General features: G+C 54.5%; 18 protein-coding genes and 1 tRNA gene. 12 read left to right on the top strand and 7 right to left on the bottom strand.

The genetic code is table 11. The features are described from left to right. Positions 1-292: 292 nt before the first annotated feature. The 3 genes from RRY12_04620 to RRY12_04610 form a co-directional block, all read right to left on the bottom strand. A tRNA-Ile gene (locus RRY12_04620) sits at positions 293-369 on the bottom strand. Between the two features lie 14 nt (positions 370-383). After that, complete coding sequence (locus RRY12_04615) at positions 384-563, bottom strand: ferredoxin (GenBank protein ID MEG2183938.1); 180 nt, start codon at positions 561-563, stop codon at positions 384-386. A gap of 93 nt (positions 564-656) precedes the next feature. Then, the gene (locus RRY12_04610; protein ID MEG2183937.1) at positions 657-1139 is read right to left on the bottom strand and encodes a DNA-deoxyinosine glycosylase; all 483 of its coding nucleotides are present in this window, start codon (positions 1137-1139) and stop codon (positions 657-659) included. A gap of 276 nt (positions 1140-1415) precedes the next feature. Here RRY12_04610 and RRY12_04605 point away from each other — a divergent pair, with 276 nt between their 5' ends. The 8 genes from RRY12_04605 (at position 1416) to RRY12_04570 (ending at position 12614) form a co-directional block, all read left to right on the top strand. Then, complete coding sequence (locus tag RRY12_04605; GenBank protein MEG2183936.1) at positions 1416-2468, top strand: carbamoyl phosphate synthase small subunit; 1053 nt, start codon at positions 1416-1418, stop codon at positions 2466-2468. Positions 2469-2483: 15 nt separating this feature from the next. Further along, positions 2484-5618, top strand: coding sequence for a carbamoyl-phosphate synthase large subunit (carB, locus tag RRY12_04600; protein MEG2183935.1), 3135 nt, complete (start codon positions 2484-2486; stop codon positions 5616-5618). A 160-nt stretch (positions 5619-5778) separates the two neighbouring features. Continuing rightward, on the top strand, positions 5779-6261 hold the full coding sequence (locus tag RRY12_04595; protein ID MEG2183934.1) for an Lrp/AsnC family transcriptional regulator: 483 nt from the start codon (positions 5779-5781) through the stop codon (positions 6259-6261). Between the two features lie 113 nt (positions 6262-6374). Continuing rightward, a complete protein-coding gene (gene gyrA / locus RRY12_04590) occupies positions 6375-8828 on the top strand; it encodes a DNA gyrase subunit A (protein MEG2183933.1) in 2454 nt (817 codons plus the stop codon). A gap of 2 nt (positions 8829-8830) precedes the next feature. Next, a complete protein-coding gene (locus RRY12_04585) occupies positions 8831-9466 on the top strand; it encodes a phosphatidylserine decarboxylase (GenBank protein ID MEG2183932.1) in 636 nt (211 codons plus the stop codon). Continuing rightward, complete coding sequence (pssA, locus tag RRY12_04580; protein MEG2183931.1) at positions 9453-10196, top strand: CDP-diacylglycerol--serine O-phosphatidyltransferase; 744 nt, start codon at positions 9453-9455, stop codon at positions 10194-10196. Before RRY12_04585 ends, pssA begins: the two co-directional genes overlap by 14 nt. A 73-nt stretch (positions 10197-10269) precedes the next feature. Then, positions 10270-12030: an indolepyruvate ferredoxin oxidoreductase subunit alpha gene (gene iorA / locus RRY12_04575; GenBank protein ID MEG2183930.1), complete on the top strand. Its 1761-nt coding sequence runs from the start codon at positions 10270-10272 to the stop codon at positions 12028-12030. 2 nt (positions 12031-12032) lie between these two features. Next, the gene (locus tag RRY12_04570) at positions 12033-12614 is read left to right on the top strand and encodes an indolepyruvate oxidoreductase subunit beta (protein ID MEG2183929.1); all 582 of its coding nucleotides are present in this window, start codon (positions 12033-12035) and stop codon (positions 12612-12614) included. Between the two features lie 124 nt (positions 12615-12738). On the opposite strand, the gene RRY12_04565 is transcribed toward RRY12_04570, so the two are convergent. Next, positions 12739-14490: a hypothetical protein gene (locus RRY12_04565; GenBank protein ID MEG2183928.1), complete on the bottom strand. Its 1752-nt coding sequence runs from the start codon at positions 14488-14490 to the stop codon at positions 12739-12741. 145 nt (positions 14491-14635) lie between these two features. Here RRY12_04565 and larC point away from each other — a divergent pair, with 145 nt between their 5' ends. From larC to RRY12_04550, 3 genes are read left to right on the top strand one after another with little or no spacing between them, the layout of a single operon-like run. Then, on the top strand, positions 14636-15142 hold the full coding sequence (larC, locus tag RRY12_04560; GenBank protein ID MEG2183927.1) for a nickel insertion protein: 507 nt from the start codon (positions 14636-14638) through the stop codon (positions 15140-15142). Continuing rightward, on the top strand, positions 15120-15365 hold the full coding sequence (locus RRY12_04555; protein MEG2183926.1) for a DUF1653 domain-containing protein: 246 nt from the start codon (positions 15120-15122) through the stop codon (positions 15363-15365). The genes larC and RRY12_04555 overlap by 23 nt, the downstream gene beginning before the upstream one ends. 2 nt (positions 15366-15367) lie before the next feature. Next, positions 15368-16096 carry an NAD-dependent deacylase gene (locus tag RRY12_04550; protein MEG2183925.1) on the top strand — a complete coding sequence of 243 codons (729 nt, stop codon included), beginning with the start codon at positions 15368-15370 and terminating at the stop codon, positions 16094-16096. A gap of 59 nt (positions 16097-16155) precedes the next feature. On the opposite strand, the gene RRY12_04545 is transcribed toward RRY12_04550, so the two are convergent. Then, positions 16156-17151, bottom strand: coding sequence for an NAD(P)H-dependent glycerol-3-phosphate dehydrogenase (locus RRY12_04545; GenBank protein ID MEG2183924.1), 996 nt, complete (start codon positions 17149-17151; stop codon positions 16156-16158). 76 nt (positions 17152-17227) lie between these two features. Between RRY12_04545 and RRY12_04540 the strand changes: the two genes are divergently transcribed. After that, positions 17228-17716, top strand: coding sequence for a QueT transporter family protein (locus tag RRY12_04540; GenBank protein MEG2183923.1), 489 nt, complete (start codon positions 17228-17230; stop codon positions 17714-17716). A gap of 103 nt (positions 17717-17819) precedes the next feature. Here RRY12_04540 and RRY12_04535 read toward each other — a convergent pair whose 3' ends face one another. Continuing rightward, entirely contained in the window at positions 17820-18914 is a 1095-nt protein-coding gene (locus RRY12_04535; GenBank protein MEG2183922.1) for a hypothetical protein, read from the bottom strand. A gap of 282 nt (positions 18915-19196) precedes the next feature. After that, positions 19197-19394, bottom strand: coding sequence for a sulfur carrier protein ThiS (gene thiS, locus RRY12_04530; GenBank protein MEG2183921.1), 198 nt, complete (start codon positions 19392-19394; stop codon positions 19197-19199). Between the last annotated feature and the right edge of the window lie 3 nt (positions 19395-19397).

The raw sequence follows: 19397 nt of genomic DNA, 5'->3' as shown, positions 1-19397 counted from the left end.
GTCGGTGCAAAATGCTTCTATTTCGCGCTTGGTCTCTTCTTCTACACGAATCGACATTGTTGCAAGCGGCATTGCTATCACTCCTTTTAAGGGGAATTATAACATATTTTGCGATTTATTGAATACGCAGTAACACTATGAATGACATTGTAATAATTATTTAAGAGTCGCCTTTGTGGCGCCCGTTTTGCTGGAAAGAGTTCGTGTTGACATATTGTGATTGCCGGTTTTAAGGCACTGTCAGTTTGTTGATAAAAAAAATTTCCAGTCTTGCGACTGGAAATTGGGCTTTTGGTGGGCCCATCAGGAATCGAACCTGAAACCATCCGGTTATGAGCCGGGAGCTCTAACCAATTGAGCTATGGGCCCCGATTTGTCTTCGGCTAACCTATCATGATTGCCGAAACTGGGCAGCTTTCCGCCGCCTCTTTTACAGTCTGAGAAGGATCTTGGCTGATGACCATGCACTTGCCTTCATCTTCGTCAAGCTTAAAGTTCTGAGGGCAGAGCTCCGAACATACCCCGCATCCGATACAGTCGTCTAAGTTAACTTTTATACCCATGGCAGGTCACCTCCCTTCCACGAAGTAAGAGTTTACGACATTTTTTCATTTTCGTCAAATACTTTTTCTAAAAAAAATGGAACAAATGGCGCGTCATTTTTTTAAGCTCAATATCGCTTGCCGCCACATCAAAAATCTTTCTTCGTCGCGGCCTGCGCAGGCCGGACTTGTGGAGAGCATTTTGTGGTAGGGTAGCGACGGCTCGCCGAAATGTTTTTTATATTTGTTGAAGGAGCAGGCGCCGTTAAAAAGGATGAGCGCTATTTGCGGGTGGCTCTTTAAAAGGCCGGGGACGTCGTTTGGGGTTTCGCAGCGGATCTTTCCGTCTAAGCTGCCGTCGCGTTTCGCGCATTTGATGGTGTCCCAGAGCGCCAGGTCATGGTCTAAGATGAACTTGTATCTTGCGTCAAAATCGTCGGGCATCGTTTGCCCGTATATTTTATAAAGGGTCTTCCAGAAGTGGTTATGCGGATGTGCGTAATAACGCGACATCTGTAGAGATTTTTCTCCCGGAAGTGAGCCAAGTATCAGTATTTTGGAATTTTCACCGGCAAGCGGAGCAAAGCTGTATTTCATTTTCGGGCCTCCTTATCTTTTCTGTCCTTATCATTATAGAGCGCAGCGCGCCTGTGCAAAGCGCAAAAGCGACAAAGGGCCGTTTCGTTTTCTCATGCCCGCAAAATTTGTGCAACCGCTTGAACTTGCGAGCAGTCCGGCTTTTTATTAAAGATAGGGCTTGACGTTTTTCTTCTTCGGGCTATAATACTCTGGAACTTTGAACACGTGGTTAGTATAATAAATTAACCAAACTATTATTCAAGTTCATTTTTATTGAAGGAGTGCGCGAAAATTATGGAAAAAAAGATTTTTCTGACGCTGAGCGACGGCACGGTTTTTCAGGGTGTGGGCAGCATAAGCGAACCGGTTGAGGGAGAGGTCGTTTTTACTACGGCTAGCTGCGGATATCCGCAGACGTTGACGGACCCGTCTTATAACGGGCAGATAGTGGTTTTTGCCTTCCCGCCGATAGGAGTATACGGCGTTGATAAGGAAAATCTTGAGGGACGACGAGCCTGGGTACGCGCAGCCCTGACGACGCGCCTTGATGAGACGGAAAATGGACGTTTTGGATCGCTTAGTTCATGGATGGCGGAGAACGGGCGTCCGCTGGTTTCCGAGATAGATACGCGACAGCTTATTTTGAAGATAAGAGCCTGCGGTTCGATGATGGGGCGTCTGGATATCGCACCTGTCGCGCCGCTTGCTTCGGCGCTCGAAGAGAGCCTCGTCTCCGAGGTTTCGTGCAGGAAAGCGGAAGTTTACGGCGACGGCGCCGCAACGATAGCCCTTATGGATTACGGCGTAAAAGAGAATATCATACGAAGCCTGACGGCGAGAGGATGCCGCGTCATCCGGCTACCGCACGACACGACCGCGGAGGACGTGCTTGCCTCTGGGGCGGACGGAATACTGCTGAGCAACGGCCCGGGAGACCCAGCCGTACTGGACGGCGAGGCGGCTGAGATCGCAAAGATGCTGGGGCGTCTGCCGATACTGGGCGTCTGTCTTGGCAATCAGCTGCTGGCGCGCGCCTGCGGAGCTTCAACGAAGAAGCTTCCGTTCGGCCATCGCGGAGCGAACCAGCCTGTGCTGGAGCTTTCCACGGGGCGAGGCCTTTTGACGAGCCAAAACCACCAGTACGCGGTGGACGGAGACTCTCTTGCCGGAACGGAGCTGGAAACGGCATATACGCACCTTGGAGACGGCACCGTCGAGGGACTGCGCCACAGGCGCTATGACGCGGTGAGCGTGCAGTTTCATCCAGAGGCTTCACCTGGGCCTCAGGACGCTTCCTATATCTTTGACAACTTCATTGACCGCGTAAAAGCGGCAGAGACCATGTAAGGACGATTGAATGAGATGAGAGACAACACTATAAAAAAGGTATTAGTTCTTGGTTCCGGGCCGATAAAGATAGGACAGGCGGCGGAGTTTGATTACGCGGGCACGCAGGCCTGCCGCGCGCTGAAGGAAGAGGGCTGTCAGGTGATACTGCTGAACAGCAACCCGGCGACCATCCAGACGGACAGCTCTGTTGCGGACGTTGTTTATATCAAGCCGCTGCTTGCCTCTGTTGTGGAAGAGATATTGAAGGAGCACCGGCCTGACGGAGTGGTCGCGACGCTTGGCGGGCAGACTGGCCTCAATCTCTGCATGCGCTGCGAAAAGCTCGGCATGTGGAAGCGCTATAAGTGCCGCGTCCTCGGCACGCAGCCGGAGGCTATCGAGAGGGCGGAGGCGCGTGAGCCGTTTAGACGCGCGATGATCGATTCGCATCAGCCGATCATTGCAAGCCGCGGCGTTTCGTCCGTGGCCGAAGCTCAAGAGTTCGCGCTCCACAATCCGCTGCCGCTCATACTGCGCCCCGACTTCACGTTAGGCGGCTCTGGAAATTCCGTGGTACGCGACATCGAAAGTTTTGTCGTGCAGACGGAGGACGCGCTTGCCGCCTCTCCCGTAGGGCACGCGCTGATAGAACGTTATCTTGAGGGCTGGCACGAAATAGAGGTCGAGGTGGTCCGCGACAACGCCGGAAATTCGCTTGCCGTCTGTGGCATGGAAAACATTGACCCGATGGGCGTCCACACTGGCGACTCGATCGTAGTCTCTCCTGTGCTCACTCTGACGGACACAGAATGGCAGATGATAAGGACGGCCTCGCTCAAAATAGTGGAGGAGCTTGACATTCGCGGCGCCTGCAACGTGCAGTTCGCGCTTTCACCGAACGGCGCTGAATATTATGTGATAGAAGTGAACCCACGCGCCAGCCGTTCAAGCGCGCTCGCAAGCAAGGCGACGGGATATCCGATAGCGCGTATGGCGGCGAAGATAGCGCTGGGGCTTGACCTTACGGAGATGAAAAATCCCGTGACAGGAGCGGGCAGCGCTCTCTCCGAACCCGCTATGGACTATGTCGCGGTAAAGGTCCCCTCATGGCCTTTTGACACCTTCCCACAGGCCGACCCGTCGCTCGGCCCTCGCATGAAGGCGACGGGCGAGGTGCTTGCGCTTGGCTCCTGTTTTGCTCAGGCTATAGTCAAAGCCTGCCGCTCGCTTGCGCGCGGCTGCACCCTGCCTGACAGAAAATTGCGGGAATGGGAGACGCGCCGGCTCTGGGAGCAGGTGAACACGCCTACGAACCTGCGTCTTCAGGCAATAACAGAGCTTTTGCGCCGCAGTTCAGCGACTGTGGAGGAGATGGCTGAAAAAACGCACATCCGCAGATACTTTATAGAACAGCTCAACGCCATCCAGCTTGCGGAAAAATATCTTGAAGAGGACGACGTTGACGTAAATCGTATGACTGAGGCGGCAAAAATAGGCTTCACGGCAAGCCAGATAGCGCTTGCCGCGGGCATTTCACGCAATGAGGCGGCGCTAAAGCTTGAAGAGGCCGGCTGCGTCACAGGCTACCGTGAAGTGGACGGCTGCGCTGGCGAGTTCCCCTCCGGCTCCGGTTATTATTACGGCGTCTGCGGGATGGGGGACGACCCTCACGAGGAGCACGAAGGCGGCATAGCGGTGATAGGCTCCGGGGCGATACGCATCGCGCAGGGCGTTGAGTTCGACTACTGCTGCGTCAAAGCCGTTGAAGCGCTTCGCCGCCGTGGCATACGAGCGATAATGCTGAACGTGAACCCAGAGACGGTGAGCACTGACCACGACATCTCCGACGCGCTCTACCTTGAGCCGCTTACCGCGGACGACGCGCTTTCCGTGCTGAGGCGCGAAAAGGCGGCGGGAGTATTCGCCTGCTTTGGAGGTCAGACGTCGCTGAGGCTTGGGCTAGACCTCTCGGAGTGCGGTGTAAAACTCTTCGGGCCTGACGCCGCTGTGATAGACACGGCTGAGGACCGCGGCAAATTTTCGCGCTTGCTTACAAAGATGGGCGTCCCAGAGCCTGAGGGCGTGGACGTTGAAACCATTGACGAGGCGCTCAAAGTGGCGGCTCGGCTCGGCTTCCCGCTTATGGTGCGTCCCAGCTTCGTCATAGGCGGCGTGGCCATGAAAGCCGTCTACAGTGAAAAGGCGCTCAAAGAGGTGCTTACTGAAGCCTTTGAAGCGGTGCCTGGACAAAAGGTGATGGTTGATCAATTCCTCGCGGGAAGAGAGTTTGAATGCGACGCTGTGTGCGACGGGGAGGATGTACTAATCCCAGGCATCTTCGAGCATATAGACCCGGCCGGCATCCATTCGGGCGACTCGATAGCGGTCTTTCCCAGCTATTCACTGACGAAGGAGCAGCAGAACGAGGTGCTCGGCTTTGTCTCCGTCATCTCAAAAGAACTTGACGTACACGGGCTTTTGAATATCCAGTTCGTACTGCGCGGAGGCAAATTCTGGATAATCGAGGCCAATCCGCGCGCCAGCCGCACCGTGCCCATAGTGAGTAAAATATCAGGCCTGCCCGTCGTGGATATAGCGGTGGGGCTCGCTCTTGGTGAAAAATTAAAAGATATGCCCTACGGCGTAGGGTTGTATCCAGAAAGCGGTCAGTGGGGCGTAAAAGTTCCGGTATTTTCAAACGATAAACTGCCCGGAATAGACCCTAAACTTGGGGCCAGAATGATGTCCACCGGGGAGAGCCTGGGAGTTGCGGACAATCTTGCCGCCGCCATCATGGACGGACTTAAAGGCGCGGGATGGGAGCCGCCTGTTGCGGGACGGATACTTATGAGCATCTCCGACAGCAACAAGGCCGAGGCGATGCCTGTAGCCGCCCAGTTTGCCGCGCTTGGGTGGCAGGTGGACGCAACAGAGGGCACCTGCGCCTATCTGCGCAGATGGGGGATAAAGGTGAGCGAGGCGCCGCGCGAGGAGCTTGTAAAGAGACTGCGCGCCGGCGTGTGGGATGTTGTTTTGAACATCCCCGGAGGCAACGAGGCGCATGTGGCGGACGGAGTGGCTATCAGGACTCATGCCTGTGCCGCTGGTATCCCGTGCCTGCACTCTCTTGAGGCTGCGTGGGCGGTGGCGGCCGGTCTTTCGCATTAAGCGGCCACAGACGTGCAAAAACATTGCAGCGTCGTGCCATGCAAAATTTAAAAAATAGATTTTCGTTCCTCCTATTCACTTTTTTTTAAAAATGCCTTAATATACCTATGGGTAAGTGATGAAAGAGCTATTTTTTAAAAGACGGTAGGAGGAATTGCCAATGCTGAGCAGTAAGTTGCTTGATGATATTGGAAGACAGATACTTAGGATACTTCAGGAGGATGGCAGAATTTCTTTTAACGAGTTGGGCAGAAGGGTTGGGCTTTCGTCGCCCGCTGTCGCCGAGCGCGTGAGACGCATGGAAGAGGCCGGCATCATACTGGGATATCGCGCAGTTGTGGACCAGGCCCGCGTAGGCTATCCAATAATGGCCTTCATCCGCCTCTCTATCCCCGTCTCCTTTTTGGCGCAGGCGGACGAACTTGCAAAGGCAATACCCGAGGTGCTTGAGTGCCACCACCTCACAGGCAGCGACGGCGTCATTCTGAAAGTCGTAGTTTCGTCAGTCGGCCACCTTGAGGACGTCATCAGCCAGATGGGAAGCTGCGGAATGACAACGACGGCCATCGTCCTGTCGTCGCCAGTCGTGGCAAGGCCCATAGACCCTGTTAAAACAACGGCTACACCCCAGCCTCTTCAATAATTTCTTACATTAAATACCGGCATGTGATACAATATATAAGCTGAACTGAAAGCGGCGTTAATCGCCGCTTTATTCTTGAAACTGATTTTTATTGCAGGGCCGGAGGTATATATATGGAGCATAACTCAAAGCAGAGCAAACTTTTTGAAATCAACAAAGTAATATCTCTGCCGCTGGAAGAAGAAATAAAGCAAAGCTATCTCAACTACGCTATGAGCGTCATCGTGGGCCGCGCGCTCCCCGACGCGCGCGACGGGCTGAAGCCCGTTCAGCGGAGGATACTGTTCGCCATGATGGAACTGGGGCTGCGTCATTCGCAGGCCTTTAAGAAGTCAGCGCGTATCGTCGGTGAAACGATGGGTAAATTCCATCCTCACGGAGACGCCGCGATCTACGACACGATGGCGCGCCTTTCACAGGATTTCAGTATGCGCTACATGCTCGTGGACGGACAGGGAAACTTTGGTTCTATAGACGGCGACCCGCCCGCAGCCATGCGTTACACCGAAGCGCGTCTGCACCCATTGGGCGAGGAGATGCTCACCGACATCAACGAAGATACCGTCGACTGGGGCCCCAACTTTGACGAATCACTAAAAGAACCGCTCGTGCTCCCGGCAAGGATACCAAATCTTCTTGTAAACGGCAGCACCGGCATCGCGGTAGGCATGGCCACAAATATGCCTCCTCACAACCTCACCGAAGCGATAGACGTATGCTGCGCGATGCTCGACAACCCCGATGTAGAGCTTGGCGAGCTGATGCAGCTTATGCCGGGGCCGGACTTCCCGACCGGCGGCATCATACTTGGGCGCGACGGCATAATAGACGCCTACAGGACGGGCCGCGGCAAAATAACGGTCCGCGGGCGCGTGGACATCGAAGACGGGCGCAAAAACAGGCGCGCGATAATCATCACCGAGATACCATATATGGTCAACAAGACCAATTTTATAGAGACGATAGCAAAATGCGTCCAGAGCGGAATGATCGACGGAATATCAGACCTCCGCGATGAGTCCGACCGCAAGGGGATGCGCGTCGTAGTCGAACTCCAGCGAGACGCTGACCCAAATCTCGTGCTTCGCCAGCTATACACGAGAACGCAGCTTCAAAGCACCTTCGGCGTCATAAACCTTGCCATTGTCGACGGAGCGACGAGGGAACTGCCCCTCAAAGAGATGGTCTCGCTCTTCCTCGACCACCGCCGCGACGTCGTGCGCAGGCGCACCGAGTTCCGCCTGAGAAAGGCGGAGGACCGCAGGCACATCGTTGACGGGCTGCTCCGCGCGCTTGACGTGATCGATCAGGTCATAAGCATAATCAGAGGTTCGGACAACGCGGTCACCGCCCGCACAAGGCTCATGGACGAGCTTGAGTTCTCCGAGATACAGGCTCAGGCGATACTCGACATGCGCCTGCAGCGCCTCACGGGGCTTGAGCGTGAAAAGCTCGACGCCGAACTGGCGCAGCTTCTGATGGACATCGAAAGATACACCAGCATACTCTCGAGCCACCTCGTGCTGGACTCTGTTGTAAAAGAAGAGCTGAAAGATATAAAGGCCTCCTACGGAGACAAGCGCCGCACAGACATCGAAAACGCGGCGGACGAGGTCGCAGACGAAGATCTCATCCCGGAGGCGGACATCGTAGTGGCGCTTTCCCGCGACGGATACATCCGCCGGATGCCGCTTCAGGACTACCGCGTGCAGCTTCGCGGCGGCAAAGGCGTTAAGGGAGTTACACCGAAGGCGGAGGATGAAATATCCATCATCGCCACCACCACGACGCACAGAACGATATACCTCTTTACCAACAAGGGCCGCGTCTTCGGCGTGCGCGGCTTCACGCTGCCTGAGCCCAAGACCGGCAAGGGCAAGCTTGTAGGCACCATCATCACGCTTGAAAAAGATGAAAAGGCCGTCGCAATAAAGGACAGCATGCTGGACGGCGCAAAATTTGTCTTTTTTGTTACAAAACAGGGCACCTCAAAGAGGCTTCCCGTGGAAGAGCTGGACGGCCTCACCCGCGCCGGCCGCCGCGTGCTGAGCCTCACGGAGGGCGACGACATCTCGCGCGTGCGCTTTACAAGCGGTACGGACGACCTTCTGCTCACCACGGCGCTCGGGCAGACGCTGCGCGTAAACGAAGAGGAATTCCGCCCGCTCGGCCGTCAGGCACAGGGCGTGCGCGGCATCAGGCTCGACGAGGGTGATACCGTTGTAGGCTGCGATGTAGTCAACGACGCGAACAAAGTGCTCTTCATCAGCGAGCGCGGCATCGGCAAGCGCACGGTCTATGACGAATTTACGCAGCACCACCGCGCCGGATACGGCGTCCGCGCAATGAAGCTCTCTGAAAAGACGGGCGAGCTGGTGGGCGCGTGGGGCGTAAACGAAGAAGAAGAGCTCATCGTCATAAGCAGCAAGGGACGCATGGTGCGCATCGGCGCGAAAGAAATTTCCGTGCTGAGCCGCTCCGCCACAGGCTACACCGTGGTCGGGCTTGACGACGGCGACACAGTGGCCGACATCAGCATCGTCCGCAAAGACGAAGGAGAGGAATAAAGATGAAACTGGCGCGCGACGGATATCCGCTTATAACCGGCACTCTCTTTATGACGGCGGCTGGGTGGCTCATCTCGCCTTGGATCACCGCGGTCATGGCTATCCCGCTTGGCATCGTCGTCTGGTTCTTCCGCGACCCGGAACGTCTGCCTGAAAGGGAGCTTGAACCGGGAGATTTTTTAAGCCCCGCGGATGGCAAAATAGTTGAGATAGAAGAGGCCGAGCACGAGTACATCGGGCGCGCCGTAAAGATCGGCATCTTCATGAACGCCTTCAACGTGCACGTCAACAGGTTCCCTGTGACGGCGAAGGTGGAGTACATAAAATATGTGCCCGGAAAAAAATGGTTCGCATTCGCGCCCAAAGCCTCTGAAATAAATGAGCGTTTGTACGTAGGAGCTGAATCTGAATACGGGCGTTTCCTCTTGGTCCAAATAGCTGGTATACTTGCGCGCAGAATCGTCTGCCGCGTGCGTCTTGGAGAGATAGTGCAGAGAGGCCAAAGATATGGTATGATAAAGATGGGTTCAAAGGTCGATCTTTATTTGCCGGATTCAATAGCGCCGAATGTAAAAATAGGAGACGTTGTTCTTGCCGGGCAGACTGTTATAGGAGTGTGTAAGAATGAGAAAAGTTGACAGACGCGTTAAAAATATACCAATCAAGACAATAATCCCCAATATGATAACCAGCGGAAGCGTCTTTTGCGGCGTTTCGTCATTGATACTCGCGGCCAACTACAGATTGGTGCCGGCGGCGCTTCTTATTTGTTTTGCAGTATTCTTCGACGTGATGGACGGCCGCGTGGCGCGCAGCCTGGGCGGCAGCAGCGCCTTTGGCGAAGAGCTTGACAGCCTGGCCGACGCCATCAGCTTCGGAGTGGCTCCCGCCTTTCTTATCTACACCGCCTATATCGGGGTGGACAGCGGTATATGGGGCCCGCTTGCGGCCTCGTTCTTTGCGCTCTGCGGAGTGCTCCGCCTTGCGCGCTTCAACGTGACGCACGTTCCCGCTGGGCCGTTTCAGGGTCTTCCGATACCGGCCGGCGGCCTGACGCTTGCCGCAATAGTAATAGCAGGCATCCCCATCACGCCTCTTGTCGCGATATCCGCGATGTTCTTCGTAGGCGCTTTGATGGTAAGTTCTGTGCCCTACTGCAATGCCAAAAAACTTAAAAAATCCAACGTCAACAGATTCAAGCTCTACGGACTGATGACCTTTTTCGCACTCTGCTTTATAATACTCAGAGAAAAGGCCTTTCTGGCCGTCGCCCTCATGTATATCATAAGCGGGCTTGTGAAGTTTGACGGCGCGGCATGGCTGCTTCAGGATACGGAAGAAGAGCCGACGGCGCACAAAAAGGATTAGCAAAAGCATCTCTTACGTTTATCACCGGCTTTCGCAAATCGCGAGGCCGGTTTTTTTATAAGGGGGAAAATCAATGAAGAAAATAATGACAGGCAATGAAGCCATCGCCCGCGGAGCGTGGGAGGCAGGACTTCATTTCGCGTCGGCCTACCCGGGAACGCCCTCAACAGAAATCCTTGAAAACCTCTCAGAATATAAGGACCTCTATTCAGAGTGGGCGACAAATGAAAAAGTTGCTCTTGAGGCGGCGGCTGGAGCCTCGATTGCGGGAGCGCGCGCGCTTGCCGCTATGAAGCACGTAGGTCTTAACGTCGCGGCTGACCCGCTCTTTACGCTCGCCTACACGGGCGTCAATGGCGGCCTTGTGGTGGTGACGGCGGACGACCCGGGACTTTTCAGCTCGCAGAACGAGCAGGACAACCGTTACTATGCGATGCACGCCAAACTGCCGATGGTAGAACCGTCAGACAGCCAGGAGGCGCTCGATTATATAAAAGAGGCCTTCGACATCTCTGAAAAATTTGACACGCCGCTGCTTTTCCGCGTCACGACGCGCATCTGCCACAGCAAAACGCTCGTTGAAACGTCAGAGCGTGTGGAGCGCGAAGTGAGCCCCTACGCGAAGAACTCCGCCAAGTATGTGATGGCGCCCGCTTCCGCAAAGAAACGTAAATACCTCATGGAAGAAAGAATAGCCGCGATGAAGGATTTTTCTGAAAATACGCCGCTCAACAGAGTTGAAGGCGGCGGCAAAATCGGGATAATCACAAGCGGCATCTCCTACAACCACGCGCGCGAGGTCTTTGAAGACTCGGCCTCCTATTTGAAGCTCGGCTTCACCTGGCCGCTTCCCGAAAAGAAGATCCGCGATTTCGCAGCCTCCTTTGAAACGCTTTATATAATCGAAGAAAACGAACCATACATCGAAGACTTCGTAAAATCGCTTGGCATAAAATGCGTCGGCCGTGAGAAACTGCCGTGGGTCGATGAACTCACGCCGGAAACGATACGCCGTGCCTTCTTCCCCGGCTCTGCGGAGCAGGGCGGATACACCGTCGACGTCACTGTGCCTCCGCGTCCTCCGGTTCTTTGCGCCGGCTGCACGCACCGCGGCTTTTTCTATGAGGTCGGCAAATATAAAGACGTCGTAGTTACGGGCGACATCGGCTGCTACACGCTTGGAATGGTGCCCCCGCTTTCTGTGACGGACTCCGTCATCTGCATGGGAGCCAGCGTTTCCGCGGGCGTCGGCTTCAACAAGGCGGTGGAACGCGCCGGACGCAGCGAAAAGGTCTTTGCCGTCATTGGCGACTCGACCTTCTTCCATTCCGGCATCACGGGCCTGATAGACGCCATCGTAAACAAGGCGCCTATCGTTGTAAACATCCTTGACAACAGGATCACGGCAATGACGGGACATCAGGAAAACCCCGGCACGGGACGCACACTCATGGGCGAACCGACGCATCAGGTGGACCTTAAAGCTCTCTGCGTCGCCTGCGGCGTAAAAGAAGAAAACATCCGCCTAATCGACCCGTACGACCTGGCCGCGACAAAAGAGGCGATAAAGGCAGGTCACGACGCGTCAGAACCCTTTGTGATAATCACAACGTCGCCCTGCGCGCTCATCAAAGAGGTCATTAAAAAACGCGCGAAGATGAAGTGCCGCGTCGACGAAGATAAATGCGTCAAATGCAAGCTGTGCCTGAAGGCGGGCTGCCCCGCGGTAAACTTCCGCGACGGGCGCGTCTACATCGACCGCGCCTCCTGCAACGGCTGCACCATCTGTATGCAGATATGCCCGAAAAAGGCCATTTCAAGGGAGGACGACTAACCATGGCAAACAATGATACAAAAAGCATTCTTCTTGTGGGCGTCGGCGGGCAGGGGACCATCCTCGCCTCAAAGATCCTCACAGAGGGACTGGCCCGCAGAGGCTACGACGTAAAGATGTCAGAGATACACGGCATGAGCCAGCGCGGCGGCAGCGTCACGACGCACGTTCGTTTCGGCTCAAAGGTGGCCTCTCCGGTAGTGCCGGAGGGAGAGGCCGACGTGCTGGTCGCCTTTGAAAAGGTCGAGGCCGCGCGCTGGCTGCAATACCTTAAAAAGGGCGGGACGCTCGTGGTGAACAACTTTGAGATATACTCGCTGCCGGTCCTTACGGGAGCCGCGGTCTACCCTGACTGCGTAATAGAAAAACTCAAAGAGGCTGTGCCAAACACAAAGGCATTCAACGCGGGAGAGATAGCAAGCGAACTTGGCAACATCAAGGCGCAGAACATCGTGCTCTTCGGCGCGCTGGTAAAGGCGATGGGGCTTGAAGCGATAGACTGGAAAGAAATAATAACAGAATTCGTCCCGGAGAAACTCCGCGACCTCAACATCAAAGCCTTTGAAGCGGGGCTTGCGCAATAGCGCCGCGTAATATCCGCCTCATATAACTCATATAAAATATAATATAAATATCCCCGCCGGAGCGAGATTTCTTCCGGCGGGGATATTTTATCTTTTTATTATTTTTTTGACCGTAACGGCCGCGCTACCACTTCAGTTCTGTTTCAGTGACCTGGCCGTCGCCCCATGTCGCAGTCAGCAGAAGCTTTCCTGACTTCGCGTTGAGCTTGCCGTTGTCCTGCATCAGAAGCTGTAACGTCTTTGAGCCGTTTACAGTTATCTTTATCGAACCGTTTGCCGCGTTGAAGAATTTCGAGCCCTCACGCACGCCCAAGAGCCATCTGCCGTTGTTTGAGGCAAGCGTATCCCAGCCTTTGCCCGCCGCGTCGGCCAGCACCAGCGCTTTTATGACGCCCTTGCCTGATGTCTTTATTGTAAGCGCCATGTCCTTTGCGCCGCTTGCGCCCTTTTTCTTGTTTTTGCCTACGAGGTCCACCGCGACGACCGCGGGTTTCTTTGAAACGAATGTTACGGCGCGGTCAGCTTTGGTGACGGCGCTTTCGCTGGTGCCTGCGGCGGCCTTTGCCGACGTGCCTTCCATTATCTGTCCGTTTGCGAAGGTCATGGCTATCTTGTAGGGGCCGGTATTAGGGTCTTTATCCTCGTCAAAGGCTATCTGAAGTTCCTCTGTGCCGTTTATTTTTATCTCAACAGAGCCGTCCGCCCTGTTCAGTTTTTCGCCCTTTGATGAAAGCACGGCGGCGAGATAGTTCTTGTTGGAAGGAATGGTGTCCCACATCTGGCCGTTCTTCGTGTTTGTGACGCGCACGCCCGTTATTGTGCCAGCGGCGTTTACTGTGACGCGCAGGAAACTGTCAGGCGTCATGTTCGATTCCAGCTTCTTGCTCTGGCCGACGAAATCGTATTTGCTTGCGCCTTTGTATTCGACCTCCATAGAATCTCCGGCCAGTATCTTTTTGCCGCTGGTTGCCGCAAGCTCAAGCATTCTGCCGTCGGAGAGCGTGACTAGTATCTTTGTGGAAGTTCCCGGTTTGTCCAGAAGGCCCTGCTGGTCGTCTACAAAGAGCATGCAGTTCTTTGCACCACCGAAGGAGAGGCTGCCGTCTGCCTTGTTGAGGATGTTCTGCGACTCGTCTATCACGGCGACAAGCGGCGCTTTGCTGCTCGTGACCGTGTCCCACTCCGCCTTTTTTGCGCCGTTTGCCGCGATTATCTTGATGCCCTTCACAAGCACGCCGTCGGCAAGTTTGAAGGCGGCGTCAAAACGATGGTCGTTTCTGCCGTTTGCGCCAATAGTCTTTTTTTCTCCGGCGAAATCTTTATCCGAACGTCCGCGCGTTTCAAAGAGGGAAAGTTCTGCGCCTTTTTTTGCGGGCTCAGTCACGACAGGCTCTTTTTTAGCCGGGGCCGCTGCCTTGACCTGCACGGCGGCGCTCGTCGTCGACTTGTCTATCAGCGTCACGGTCGCCGTGAAATTTGAATCCTTGGGGAGGGCTCCCGCCGCGTCGTTGATAATAAGCGTAAATTCCGCGGCAAGTATGACGGGAGTGACCGCCATGCGCCCGTTCTTGTTGAGCAGTTCGCCGCGCGAATTTTTAACTATAAGCAGGTTCTTTGGGGTCGAGGTGCTCCAGACCGTACCTGTTGTGTCATTTTTCAAAGAGATTTCCAATATGGCCTGAGCGCCGCTTACCGTAAGCGTGAATACCGCGTCGGACTTGCCGTCTGGAGTCATTGTGGAGACGCCGATTAGGTCTTCGTCGGCTCTGTTGAAGGTCAAAGATTCAGCTTTGAGCGTTATAGCGGCGCAATAGGCCGGTGAAAGCGAAAAAAGCGCCAGCGCAAATGCTGCCAATAATACGGGGATTTTTTTCATTATAAATTCTCTCCTTGGATATAATGTATGTTTACCTGTGTATTCTATAACACAATAGGGAAAATATCATCTTATTAGAGGGCATTTATATGAATTGCGCTAAACTTGATATAAAATAAAGAAAAAAACAGACGGAGGCGGCGTTGTGCGGGAGCTGGAAAAAATTCAGGAACAAACTGCGGAAGAAGAGGGCAATGAGTCGCTTGTCATGAGCGAGGCCGTCGAAATGAGCGCCAATATCGACGATATGACGGGGGAGGATCTCGGGGCGGCAATGGAGATACTGCTTGCGGCAGGCGCTCTTGACGTCTGGTTTGAAGCGATACAGATGAAAAAAAACAGGCCCGCCGTAAAGCTTTCGCTGCTTTCCGCGCCCTCGGAAAAACAAAAGTTCGCAGAGCTTGTGCTGCGGCACACGACGACGCTGGGAGTGCGCGCGCGCGTTGTAGAACGCGCGGTGCTCACGCGGCGCGAGCGGACGGTAGCTACGCGCTTTGGCGGCGTGCGCGTCAAATGCGGGATGCTTGCCGGGGAAACGGTTAAAGAGATGCCGGAGTACGAGGATATAAAAAAAATAGCGATAGAGACGGGGCTTTCCATGGCCGCGGTGAGAAAGCTGGTAGCCGAAGATGAAAAAATACAGACACTATAAAGGCGGAGAATACGAGTTCATCGGGCTTGCCCGCCATTCCGAGGATGAAAGCGAATATGTGGTCTATCGGCCGCTTTACAACGACAGCGGCCTCTGGGTGCGGCCTAAAAAAATGTTTTTTGAAGAGGTGACTGTGAACGGCAAAAAGGTCCCGCGGTTTCAGGAGATGCCGGACGAGCAGCCGAGCACCGGCGCGAAAAAGGCTGACTGCAAGGAGGAATGATCATGGACTTTGAAGAGAGCGCAAAAAAAGTCGCCGCGCTTGTAAAAGAGGGCGGCGTCGTCATATTCAGCGGAGCTGGGCTGAGCACCGAGTCCGGGCTTCAGGATTTTCGTTCCAAAGACGGGATATGGGCGCACGCGGACCCCGCCCGCCTTGCCTCCGTCGGCGTGCTTGAAAACCATTACGACGAGTTCCTGGGCTTCTACAAGGCCCGCCTCTACGTACCGGAGGAGGTGCGCCCAAACTGCGGGCACGAGATAATAGCGCAGTGGGAAAAAGAGGGATATGTCGAGGGCGTAATAACTCAAAACATTGACAGGCTTCATCAAAAAGCCGGCTCGGTAAACGTCTGGGAGCTTCACGGAAGCATGGAGCCTGTACACTGCCATTCCTGCGGAAGGACGGCGGACGACGCTGAGTTTCTTGCCGGAAAGCCCTGCGCCCATTGCGGCGGACGTCTGCGTCCCAGCGTCGTCCTCTTTGGCGAGATGCTGCCGCAGCGCGCGCTTGACGCGGCGGACGAACTGAGCGACAAGTGCAGGACCTTCATCGTGCTAGGCTCGTCGCTAGTCGTATCGCCCGCCAACTATTTCCCAAGGCAGGCGAAAATGCACGGCGCAAGCCTCGTCATAATAAACAACGAAGAGACGCCGCTAGACGGTATAGCAAACGTAGTAGCGCACGAGAGCATAGGGAAATTCCTTACAGAGGTAAACAAATACGTCAAATAAAAAAGCCGGCGCGCCGAAACTTTCGGCGCGCCGGCTTTTATTCGTTCAGATATTAAATATTAAAAGCGCATCTCCGTTTTCACGGGCCTTGCGAAGAGCTCTTTTAGAAGCTCCTTCGGTTTTTCGCCTTTGTAGAGAACTCTGTAGACGGCCTCGGCAAGGGGCATTTCAACGCCGAACTTTTTGCTGTTTTCGATGACCGCGCGCACGGTATAGGCGCCTTCGGCCACCTGACCCAGGGACTGCACCGCCTCGTCGAAGCTCATGCCGCTTCCCACGGCAAGGCCAAGACGGAAGTTGCGCGAGTGCAGGCTGTAGCAGGTAACCATAAGGTCGCCGACTCCCGCAAGGCCGGAGAGCGTAAGAGGAGAGGCGCCCATCGTCGCGCCAAAGCGCATCATCTCGGCAAGTCCGCGCGCGGCGAGAGCAGCAAGCGCGTTGTCTCCGAGGTCCAGCGCCTTTGAGATGCCGGCTGCCACGGCGTAGATGTTTTTCGTAGCGCCCCCCACCTCAAGCCCTACAACGTCGGTGCCGGTGTAGACCCTGAAATTGCCGCCGTTTAAAATAGCCTGCCATGACTTTGCCTCTTCTTCGTCCTTTGAGGCAAGAGCGACTGTCGTGGGGCACTCTATCAGCACCTCTTCCGCGTGGCTTGGCCCGGAAAGCGCGGAGTAGACAAGCTGCGGGCATTCCTCTTCGTATATCTTGTGAAGAAGGCTGCCGGTCGCTATCTCAATGCCCTTGGAGAGGTTCAGTATGTGCGCGCCTGCGGGCGCCGCAGAGGCCGCCTTCCTGCACACTTCGCGAATGAACTGCGTAGGAATGGCCATGATGTATCTGTCGGAAAAGGCGAGCGCCTCTTTCAGATCGGTGGTGGCCTTCACCGTCTTTGGAAGCTCGGTATCGGTGAAGCAGAAATTATTTCTGCCGCTGTCGTTTATGGCTTCCGCCTGCGGCCCATCTATCGTCCACATTAAAATTTCATTTCCTAAAGAGGCGAGGTGCACCGCCATCGCCGTGCCAAAACTACCAGCGCCAAGTATTGTTATTTTCACTTTGCGTTCCTCCGTTCAAATTCATTGTCTCTATTATAGCCCCGAGAGGGCGGTTTTATAATGTATAATGTAACACATGAACGAGAAAAAATATTTTACACCGCACAAAATCGCATTATCCGCTCTTACGGCCGCCCTCTATTCGGGGCTGACGTTTATGCTCGCCCCGATCTCATTCGGGCCGATGCAGTTTCGCGCGGCGGAGGCGCTGACGCTTCTGCCCTATTTTATGCCAGAGGCCATCCCCGGGCTCTTCGTCGGGTGCCTCATCTCAAACATGATCGGAGGTTTTGGAATAATAGACATCGTCCTTGGAAGTGCTGCGACGCTTTTCGCGGCGTGGCTCTCCTCCAAGATGCCGAACCTTTGGCTCGCCGCCGTTCCGCCCGTTGTGATAAACGGCATAGTCGTAGGGGCCTACATTGCGCTGCTTTCCAATATCAGCGTCGTATGGACTATGATATACATCGCGGGCAGTCAGGCCGTCGTCTGTTACGGGCTCGGCGTGCCGCTTATGATTTATTTACGGCATTCAGCCGCGTTCCAGAAATATCTGAAACGATAAAACATTTGGCACGCGCTGCGGATCGCTGCGGCGCGCGGCATAAAAATAACGCTCGGACCCAAGCGGCCCGAGCGTTATTTTTGTTTGTGTGTTTAGTTTGTTGTTACTTGTTTCCCAGCTTCTTGGTGAGGCCGAACGTTGTGGCAAGCATGAAGAAGATGAGCAGGATGCCGACATATCCGTTGATTCCGTAGATGATGTTGACGATCTGGCGGAAGGGGAGCTTCAGCGCTACGAAGCAGGCGACCGCGGCAAGTCCGGCTGTAAGGCCGTAGAATTTAGTCGTCTTCTCCTGTGCAAACCTTGCGGAGACCGACCAGAGAAGAGGAACGGCGGTCGTGTAGATTCCGGCAAGGATTATGACGGAGAATATGCCTGCAAGGGGCGGCCAGATTTTTTCAGCGATGATGAGCGAGGGGATGTCCGACGCGTATAGGTCTTTGACGCCTGTGAGAAGTCCCATCATGAGGATGATGGCTCCAAGGACAAATCCGATAGCGCCGAGCGTTGTGCCGAGCACGGCCTCTTTTTTGCTGTTGGCCTTTGTGCCCATCGCCGCGAGGAACGCCGCGAGCCAGAGCATGCAGAAGCCGACATAGGAGACGCCCGCCATGAACCAGTTGCTGCCGACGCGCGTTATCTGGAGTTCGCCCGACGTTACGAGTCTTGCTCCCTCAGAGACGCCTCCGGGGTTCGTCATGATGGCGGCAAGGCCTACGCCTATTGCGATCACGACGATCAGGGGGCCTATCGAGCCGATGATGTCAACTATTTTGCCAAGTCCGAAAAGGACGGTGGCTACGGAAAGGACCATCATCAGGATGGCGCCTACCGCGGGCGACATGTGGTAGTACTGGTTGAAGGTTGCGCCCGCTCCGCCAAGCATAACGATGTAGGACATGTAGATGAAGGCGATGGAGAAGTAGTCGTAAAAGCCTCCGATATACTTACCGCAGTAATGACGGTAGATGTCGTTTGTGTTGGCGAAATGTTTGTTGTAGCCGGAAACCATGAAGTCTCCGCCGACGTAGATGAAGCAGATGAGCACGAAAAGTCCGACGAGGAATCCCTGATATCCATAAGCTGCGAAGTACTGGAAAACCTCCTGACCCGTGGCGAAGCCGGCGCCGATCAGGAACGCGATAAATGCACCCGCAAACTTGATCACATTCACCCAGCTGACTTTGTTTTCATTCATAAAAAACACGACCTTCCCCTTGTTTTTTTAAGCGTCAGAAACGCTCTTCTCTCAGGTCGATTTTTCAACCGCCACTAAGATGAGTTTAAAATATCACAGCTTGATATAAAGGTAAAAAGGTTAATGATGAAGCCAAAAATCTTTATTCATTAATCCAATTAAAGACAAAATTCACGAGGTAAAGTTTATGCTGTACGATAAATGAAACATTTCGCTTATTTTGGACGTAAAAATAAGAATCGTGGAAAGGATCATCCTTTCCACGATTTCTTGTTTTAGCGTTTAGCCGCCGCTTATGTTGTGTATGACCTGCACATTTGCTCCGTCAGGGACCGGCGTTTCGCCGTAGCGTTCCTTTTCCACAACGTTGTCGTTTATCCATACGGCGAGCATTTTGAACTTGAAATTATGATCGTCCAAAAGCCGCTGCACGGTGAGGCCCTCTTTCCACGGCGAGCTGTCTCCGTTGACGGTTATCATAGG

The organism is Cloacibacillus sp. (assembly GCA_036655895.1).
GTDB lineage: Bacteria > Synergistota > Synergistia > Synergistales > Synergistaceae > JAVVPF01.
Note: the sequence above shows the minus strand (reverse complement) of the source record. Positions and strands in the feature narration are given on the sequence as shown.

What these genes read in the sequence shown, in the direction of transcription:
- gyrA (MEG2183933.1), top strand. Translation starts at nt 6,375, where the DNA reads ATGGAGCATAACTCAAAGCAGAGCAAACTTTTTGAAATCAACAAAGTA.
- RRY12_04610 (MEG2183937.1), bottom strand. Translation starts at nt 1,139, where the DNA reads ATGAAATACAGCTTTGCTCCGCTTGCCGGTGAAAATTCCAAAATACTG.
- RRY12_04540 (MEG2183923.1), top strand. Translation starts at nt 17,228, where the DNA reads ATGAACGAGAAAAAATATTTTACACCGCACAAAATCGCATTATCCGCT.
- carB (MEG2183935.1), top strand. Translation starts at nt 2,484, where the DNA reads ATGAGAGACAACACTATAAAAAAGGTATTAGTTCTTGGTTCCGGGCCG.
- RRY12_04555 (MEG2183926.1), top strand. Translation starts at nt 15,120, where the DNA reads ATGAAAAAATACAGACACTATAAAGGCGGAGAATACGAGTTCATCGGG.
- RRY12_04595 (MEG2183934.1), top strand. Translation starts at nt 5,779, where the DNA reads ATGCTGAGCAGTAAGTTGCTTGATGATATTGGAAGACAGATACTTAGG.
- RRY12_04535 (MEG2183922.1), bottom strand. Translation starts at nt 18,914, where the DNA reads ATGAATGAAAACAAAGTCAGCTGGGTGAATGTGATCAAGTTTGCGGGT.
- RRY12_04570 (MEG2183929.1), top strand. Translation starts at nt 12,033, where the DNA reads ATGGCAAACAATGATACAAAAAGCATTCTTCTTGTGGGCGTCGGCGGG.
- RRY12_04615 (MEG2183938.1), bottom strand. Translation starts at nt 563, where the DNA reads ATGGGTATAAAAGTTAACTTAGACGACTGTATCGGATGCGGGGTATGT.
- RRY12_04585 (MEG2183932.1), top strand. Translation starts at nt 8,831, where the DNA reads ATGAAACTGGCGCGCGACGGATATCCGCTTATAACCGGCACTCTCTTT.
- RRY12_04565 (MEG2183928.1), bottom strand. Translation starts at nt 14,490, where the DNA reads ATGAAAAAAATCCCCGTATTATTGGCAGCATTTGCGCTGGCGCTTTTT.
- iorA (MEG2183930.1), top strand. Translation starts at nt 10,270, where the DNA reads ATGAAGAAAATAATGACAGGCAATGAAGCCATCGCCCGCGGAGCGTGG.
- thiS (MEG2183921.1), bottom strand. Translation starts at nt 19,394, where the DNA reads ATGATAACCGTCAACGGAGACAGCTCGCCGTGGAAAGAGGGCCTCACC.
- RRY12_04550 (MEG2183925.1), top strand. Translation starts at nt 15,368, where the DNA reads ATGGACTTTGAAGAGAGCGCAAAAAAAGTCGCCGCGCTTGTAAAAGAG.
- pssA (MEG2183931.1), top strand. Translation starts at nt 9,453, where the DNA reads ATGAGAAAAGTTGACAGACGCGTTAAAAATATACCAATCAAGACAATA.
- RRY12_04605 (MEG2183936.1), top strand. Translation starts at nt 1,416, where the DNA reads ATGGAAAAAAAGATTTTTCTGACGCTGAGCGACGGCACGGTTTTTCAG.